This is a genomic window from Holdemanella porci, from assembly GCF_019052655.1.
GTDB classification, from domain to species: domain Bacteria; phylum Bacillota_I; class Bacilli_A; order Erysipelotrichales; family Erysipelotrichaceae; genus Holdemanella; species Holdemanella hominis.
The window spans coordinates 1-5,854 of sequence record NZ_JAHQVB010000095.1; the positions used below are offsets into that span (position 1 = coordinate 1).

At 34.1% G+C, this 5,854-nt stretch carries 8 protein-coding genes; 2 read left to right on the top strand and 6 right to left on the bottom strand.

Annotated elements, in window-relative coordinates; translation table 11 throughout:
- Positions 1–403, bottom strand: a 403-nt coding sequence (locus tag KTQ83_RS11105) for a hypothetical protein (protein ID WP_217285044.1), incomplete at its 3' end; no start/stop codon positions are given.
- 1,343 nt (positions 404–1,746) lie between these two features.
- The gene (locus KTQ83_RS11110) at positions 1,747–2,727 is read right to left on the bottom strand and encodes a S66 family peptidase (RefSeq protein ID WP_217256846.1); all 981 of its coding nucleotides are present in this window, start codon (positions 2,725–2,727) and stop codon (positions 1,747–1,749) included.
- A 400-nt stretch (positions 2,728–3,127) separates the two neighbouring features.
- Here KTQ83_RS11110 and KTQ83_RS11115 point away from each other — a divergent pair, with 400 nt between their 5' ends.
- Positions 3,128–3,403, top strand: coding sequence for a type II toxin-antitoxin system RelB/DinJ family antitoxin (locus KTQ83_RS11115; RefSeq protein ID WP_217256847.1), 276 nt, complete (start codon positions 3,128–3,130; stop codon positions 3,401–3,403).
- Positions 3,400–3,663: a type II toxin-antitoxin system YafQ family toxin gene (locus KTQ83_RS11120; protein WP_217256848.1), complete on the top strand. Its 264-nt coding sequence runs from the start codon at positions 3,400–3,402 to the stop codon at positions 3,661–3,663. Before KTQ83_RS11115 ends, KTQ83_RS11120 begins: the two co-directional genes overlap by 4 nt.
- 103 nt (positions 3,664–3,766) lie before the next feature.
- Here the strand turns inward: KTQ83_RS11120 and KTQ83_RS11125 are convergent, their stop codons facing one another.
- The 4 genes from KTQ83_RS11125 to KTQ83_RS11140 form a co-directional block, all read right to left on the bottom strand.
- A complete protein-coding gene (locus KTQ83_RS11125) occupies positions 3,767–3,937 on the bottom strand; it encodes a hypothetical protein (protein WP_217256849.1) in 171 nt (56 codons plus the stop codon).
- Positions 3,938–4,250: 313 nt separating this feature from the next.
- Positions 4,251–4,595 (bottom strand): cupin domain-containing protein, encoded by a 345-nt coding sequence (locus KTQ83_RS11130; protein ID WP_118115989.1) that lies wholly within the window; start codon positions 4,593–4,595, stop codon positions 4,251–4,253.
- 11 nt (positions 4,596–4,606) lie between these two features.
- Positions 4,607–5,665, bottom strand: coding sequence for a tryptophan--tRNA ligase (gene trpS / locus KTQ83_RS11135; protein ID WP_117571709.1), 1,059 nt, complete (start codon positions 5,663–5,665; stop codon positions 4,607–4,609).
- 10 nt (positions 5,666–5,675) lie between these two features.
- Complete coding sequence (locus tag KTQ83_RS11140; RefSeq protein WP_342367258.1) at positions 5,676–5,846, bottom strand: GDP-mannose 4,6-dehydratase; 171 nt, start codon at positions 5,844–5,846, stop codon at positions 5,676–5,678.
- Between the last annotated feature and the right edge of the window lie 8 nt (positions 5,847–5,854).

Genomic DNA, 5,854 nt, shown 5'->3' on the forward strand with positions numbered 1-5,854 from the left:
GACTAGCATATCCAGCAGTTGCACCTTCAACAAAAGAACATAATCCTGTTACACCAAATGTTTTTGTGTCTGATCCCCATGAAATTTCGTCAGCTCCTTGACCTTTCCATCCAACAAATTTATATCCTTCTTTAGCTGTTACTTCTGGAATTGAATATTGTTGATCACTATTTTCATCAAGATGTTCGAAACTAACTGTATTAGTTCCATATTCAGTGAATGAACCATATTCTGGATTTACATTGAAGTAAACATTTGCTTCCCTATTACTTGTTCTTACCCCCCCCCACGTACTTTCTTCTGCAGTTTTATTGTCTGCATAAATTTGCATTGAAGCGGACGGAACCATTGACAATGCCAACAATCCACTTAATGCGATTCTTGATAAATGTTTCTTTTGCATTATAAGCACTCCTTTCCTTCTAAACTTATTTTTCTTGCGCAAAAAAATGCAACTGATATATATTATTGATATATCACCATTATATTACACCCATTTTCTTGTAAATAAAAATAAAAAATAATTTTTTTGTGTACTTATGGTAATTAATTAAGGATTATTTAAGATTACAATGATATTCTGTTAGTCGATATTGCATTTATAACTAAAAATGAATAAGCGTTGTTATTTCTCCATATTTATCCTCACTAAATATTTCATTAATTCTTTTCAATAAGCATAAATATGGCCAAATCAGTTAAAGTATAGGTACCCACTCCACATACACATAAATATTTACTAAGTTAATTATTATATCTAAAGGCTTAACTAGCAATTTGGTGACATTATTATAATTCTGCTTTTTATCACTTACACGAATAACTGTTCTTTCTTCAAATCCTTTAAACGTGTGATCTTATAGATGTTTTTCAAATGTAGTAGTACATACTGTAGTTTTTCTGTATTATCTATTCCTTGAGTTTCTCTTTGCATGACAAAAAGAGCGTTGTACCGATTTATATACTTTGATGCTACTCCCTTATATTTTTGCAGTCTTTCTTCAATCAATTTATGGAAACTGTTCACTGTATTTAAATGAATGAATTTATCATAAGACTCATGACTGATTAACACTTTCTTAGTACAGTTTTTACTTTCTAAAAGTTCGTTGTAACTGTTAGAACCATCTAGTATTACAAAAGATTTTGATTCAAGATATTCACCAAATCTTAATAGATCTAGAGATTATGGCTTGCCATAATTTAATGTTCTGGCAACTGTATGTCCGAATCTCTGTATTGCAGTGATGATACACACCTGCTGATTAGACAATCAAGTGTATCAAGAACAATGCCAACGGTTATACCAACTGGCTTCGCTTCCGCAATCGCGTAATGTATGTACTCTATCCAAACGCAACATTCAGTCTGGAACCAAAGGAGAAATAATCATGGATGCACAAGATATTATTGAACTGATTGAATACTTCAGAAAGCTACAAAACATTGAGTTAGAATTCTAAATTGAAGAATTACGCGAATACATAGACCTAAAATTTGAAGAACTATATGACCAATTAACAGAATACATTGATCTGAATTAATCAAACTCAGATCATCCATTATAAAAAAAGCAGAGATTTCAAATAGCTCTGCTCTCTAGTTAATCCTTTAAACACTCATAGGGTTTTCAACCCTACATCTTTTAAAGCCAACTTTTAGTCGACCCTATCCAATTTCGGATTACCGATATTTTTAACACGATCAATCAACATACATTATATAAGATATTCACTAATCGTTAAGTTAATCTTTAATTTCGTAACAAATAGAACCATGACCATCTTTGATTTCAATACTTGCCATGGCACCATTTACTACATACATATGCGGATATGTATGTCCAATATCCACCTTAAATACGACATCTATATCAGGTAATGCCTTTTTAAAAGCCTGGTCATACCCAATTAAATCCGAAACATTCTTAAATAGTACACGACCCACCAATATAGCCTTCGTATATTTAAAATACCCCATATACTTCATCTTCAATAAAGCACGATACACATCACATGAGTTCATTGAAAAAATATCAAAGAACCAAATAATCCCATCCAACTTATATCGTTCATTAAAAACTTCTACAAAGTCATAAGGCGTGCCCGCCATATCATTTATACTCTCAAAACAACCACCAAGTAATCTACCCACTACACTACAATTACCCACATATTCTGTCTTTGTGTTAAGTATTGGAGCTCCATCATTATAAAAATCAACATCCTGATGCAGAGAACTTGAATGTAGTTCACCATTCTTTCCCTTTAAAAAATCAAGACACAAACTTGAATATTCATTGATACCATATTCATCAAAACTACCCGCATTAAAACCATACACCGTAGCCAAATCACACTTACAAGTAATGGGAAATAATAAATTTGTAGGATCACTCGCACCCAAATACCACTTAGGATTCTTTTCAATCCAATCAAAATCAATATATGGCAACGTCTCAAACTGAAAATCACCACCCGCAGCCAACCATACAGCTCCAACACTAGAATCATTCACCAACGAATTCAATTCATCAACACGAGTTTTGGCATCAATACTTGGTTCACTATTATTACGAACACTAGCTGTTTCAACAATATGAAACCCATTGGATTGAATATACTCTATAGACGCATCAAAACTATCTAGCTTATGCCCTACACCACTCGACATAGCACAAACACCAATCGTATTATACTTCTCATTTAAAAACTTAGGATATTTCATACACAAAAAAACCTCCACACCCATTATAAAGGAAAAACGACAAGACACAAAGTCCTGCCGCATTTCCCATAGTTTTAAGATAGAAAGGAAGTTTCATGTATTAGCACTTAATACATCTTTATTATAATCCCTATACAACCATTTGTCTTTGTACTTTTTAGTGAATTTGTATTTTTTGTATTAAGCACAAATCAAAAGATACAAATTATACACTATAACTCAAGTGACTCGATTACATTTTAGATAATTAGAATTTTTTGTTTTCAATTCAAATACAAGCAATAGACTCTCCATACAAAATATTCTGTTTTTTTAAATCTTATGCACGTCTATTAGGTTGGCTATGCAATGCATTAGATATATAATTTAAGTGCAATAAGCAGATAAGGAGTTGACATTTATGGCTAACACAACTAATTTCAGTGTTCGTATGGACAGCGATATTAAGAAACAATGCGAAGCAATGTATGGTGAATTAGGTATCAATCTTACTACTGCAATTAACGTGTTTCTTCGTCAATTACTTCGTGTTGGTGGTTTCCCTTTTGATGTACGTATGGAGAAGCCAAATAAAGAAACGATAGCAGCAATGTTGGAAGCAGAACGCATTGCACGTGATTCATCTGTAAAGCGCTACTCTGATGTAGAGGAAGCATTGAAGGCATTAAAAGAATGAGTAAACATTTAGACATCGTTTGGAAAAATCAATTTAAAAAGGATTATAAGCTTGCGATGAAGCGTCATCTTGATATCGATCTTCTTGACAACATTATTCGTAAATTGGCTAGCAACGAAGAACTTCCAGAGAAGAATAAGGATCACGCATTAACCGGAAACTGGATTGGTCATCGTGAATGTCACATTCAGCCGGATTGGCTTTTACTCGTGTTAACATTATCCCGAACAGGAACACATAGCGATTTATTTGGAAAGTAAAAAGACGCACTCGGTATCCCATCATCAAAATACCGGGTGTTTTTCTTGCTTTCCACAGCACTAAAAATTAAATAACACAAACCAATTATCTGTAAATACACAATCATTTTTTTACAAATCCAAACAATTTCCTATATTCTTCAACATCTTTTAGATCATGATGATCATTTGTTATTTGAATTTTGATTTTCTTTGTATCCGACATAATACGACAGAATCGATCTATATCAAAACCTTTAATTTTATATGTATCTGTAAAACTCTTGATTGCCATACAACATACCCTACCTTTCAAAAATAAATGACGCTTACCCAGGCCACTACGGCGTGTGAGACGCATCTTTTACCCACTTCAGACGTTCCTATATCTATAATACACAAAGTTTGACCAACAAAAAAGAGTAGGCGCGTATTCCTACTCTTTATGCATCCTCTATTAAGTCGCGATTTAAGAGAATAAATTGACGGATTATTTCTCACAGAAATATTATAGAGAGAAATAGTTCTATGTGCGAAAACGTTTTCACAAAACCAATAGTATTATATATCAATTTTGTTCATCATGTTTGCACAAATTAGTAATCCGTTTACATTTTTTGTTGAGAATCATAAATAATCAAAGCCATGAAGACTAAATCCTCATCTTGTTCATTCAAAATACTATGACCCTTACCACTCGGTGTAAAATAATGCTCCCCGGGCTTTAAATATAAAGTTCGCTCATGATTATCATCCAATGTTGCCACTCCAGAAAGAACGAAATAATCTTCGCCATCTCCATTATGCACATGATAACCAACACTACAACCCTTCTTTAAAGTGACCTTGGCATACACACGATTCATACCATGCATCTCTTGTGCACTCATGATATGTTCAAAATGCGCAATACCAGTACCACCCATAAAATTTTCTTTATCTACAACTACCATTTTCTATACCCCTAGATCAAAGAATTATCTTTGAAATAATTGATTTTCATACTTGACTTCACTTCATCCAAAGTCTTTTCCGCTGTCGCATACGCCTTTTTCGTACCCTCTTCTAGAATCTTGACAACTTCAGGAAGTTTTGCCTGCCATTCCAATCTTCTTTCACGAATTGGAGCCAACTCTTCTTGCATAACACTATTTAAGAAACGCTTCACCTTCACATCTCCTAAACCACCACGCTGATAGTGTGCTTTTAATGCATCCAAGTTTTCATATTCAGGCAAATACTTTTCGAAATGCTCTGGCTTACAGAATGCATCCAAATATGTAAATACACAGTTTCCCTCAATCTTACCAGGATCACTCACCTTAATATGATCAGGATCTGTATACATACTCATAACTTTCTTCTTGATTGTCTCTTCATCATCCGACAAATAAATACAGTTACCCAAAGACTTAGACATCTTTGCCTTACCATCTGTACCCGGAAGTCTTAAACAAGCACAGTTTTGTGGTAATAAGATTTTAGGTTCTACTAAAGTCTCCCCATAGATTGAATTGAATTTATGAACGATCTCCTGCGTCTGTTCAATCATAGGCATCTGATCTTCTCCAGCAGGAACCGTAGTCGCCTTAAATGCCGTAATATCTGCAGCCTGTGAAATTGGATAACACTGGAAGCCAACTGGAATACTCGCATCAAATCCACGCATCTTAATTTCAGCCTTCACAGTTGGATTTCTTTGAAGACGACTTACAGAAACTAAGTTCATATAATAGAATGTCAATTCTGTCAATTGACTGATTTCAGACTGAATAAAAATTGTTGTCTTACTCGGATCAATACCACAAGCCAAATAATCCAAAGCCACCTCTAAAATGTTTTCACGCACCTTATCCGGATTATCAAAATTATCTGTCAATGCCTGTGCATCCGCAATCATAATATAAATTTCATCATATTCTCCAGAATTCTGTAAAAGAACACGATTTCTTAAGGAACCCACATAATGTCCAATATGCAATTTACCCGTCGGACGATCCCCCGTTAAAATAATCTTAGCCATAAATACCTCACTATAATAATTGTTTCTTCGCAAAATTCCATGTATCTCTACACATATCATCTAGATTCTTTTCAGCCACCCAGCCAAGCTGTTCCTTAGCTCTTGTAGGATCTGCGAAACATGTCGCAATATCTCCTGGACGTCTTGGTTTGATGACATAAGGAATCTTAATTCCATTCACTCTTTCAA

What these genes read in the sequence shown, in the direction of transcription:
- KTQ83_RS11110 (WP_217256846.1), bottom strand. Translation starts at nt 2,727, where the DNA reads ATGAAATATCCTAAGTTTTTAAATGAGAAGTATAATACGATTGGTGTT.
- KTQ83_RS11115 (WP_217256847.1), top strand. Translation starts at nt 3,128, where the DNA reads ATGGCTAACACAACTAATTTCAGTGTTCGTATGGACAGCGATATTAAG.
- KTQ83_RS11120 (WP_217256848.1), top strand. Translation starts at nt 3,400, where the DNA reads ATGAGTAAACATTTAGACATCGTTTGGAAAAATCAATTTAAAAAGGAT.
- KTQ83_RS11125 (WP_217256849.1), bottom strand. Translation starts at nt 3,937, where the DNA reads ATGGCAATCAAGAGTTTTACAGATACATATAAAATTAAAGGTTTTGAT.
- KTQ83_RS11130 (WP_118115989.1), bottom strand. Translation starts at nt 4,595, where the DNA reads ATGGTAGTTGTAGATAAAGAAAATTTTATGGGTGGTACTGGTATTGCG.
- trpS (WP_117571709.1), bottom strand. Translation starts at nt 5,665, where the DNA reads ATGGCTAAGATTATTTTAACGGGGGATCGTCCGACGGGTAAATTGCAT.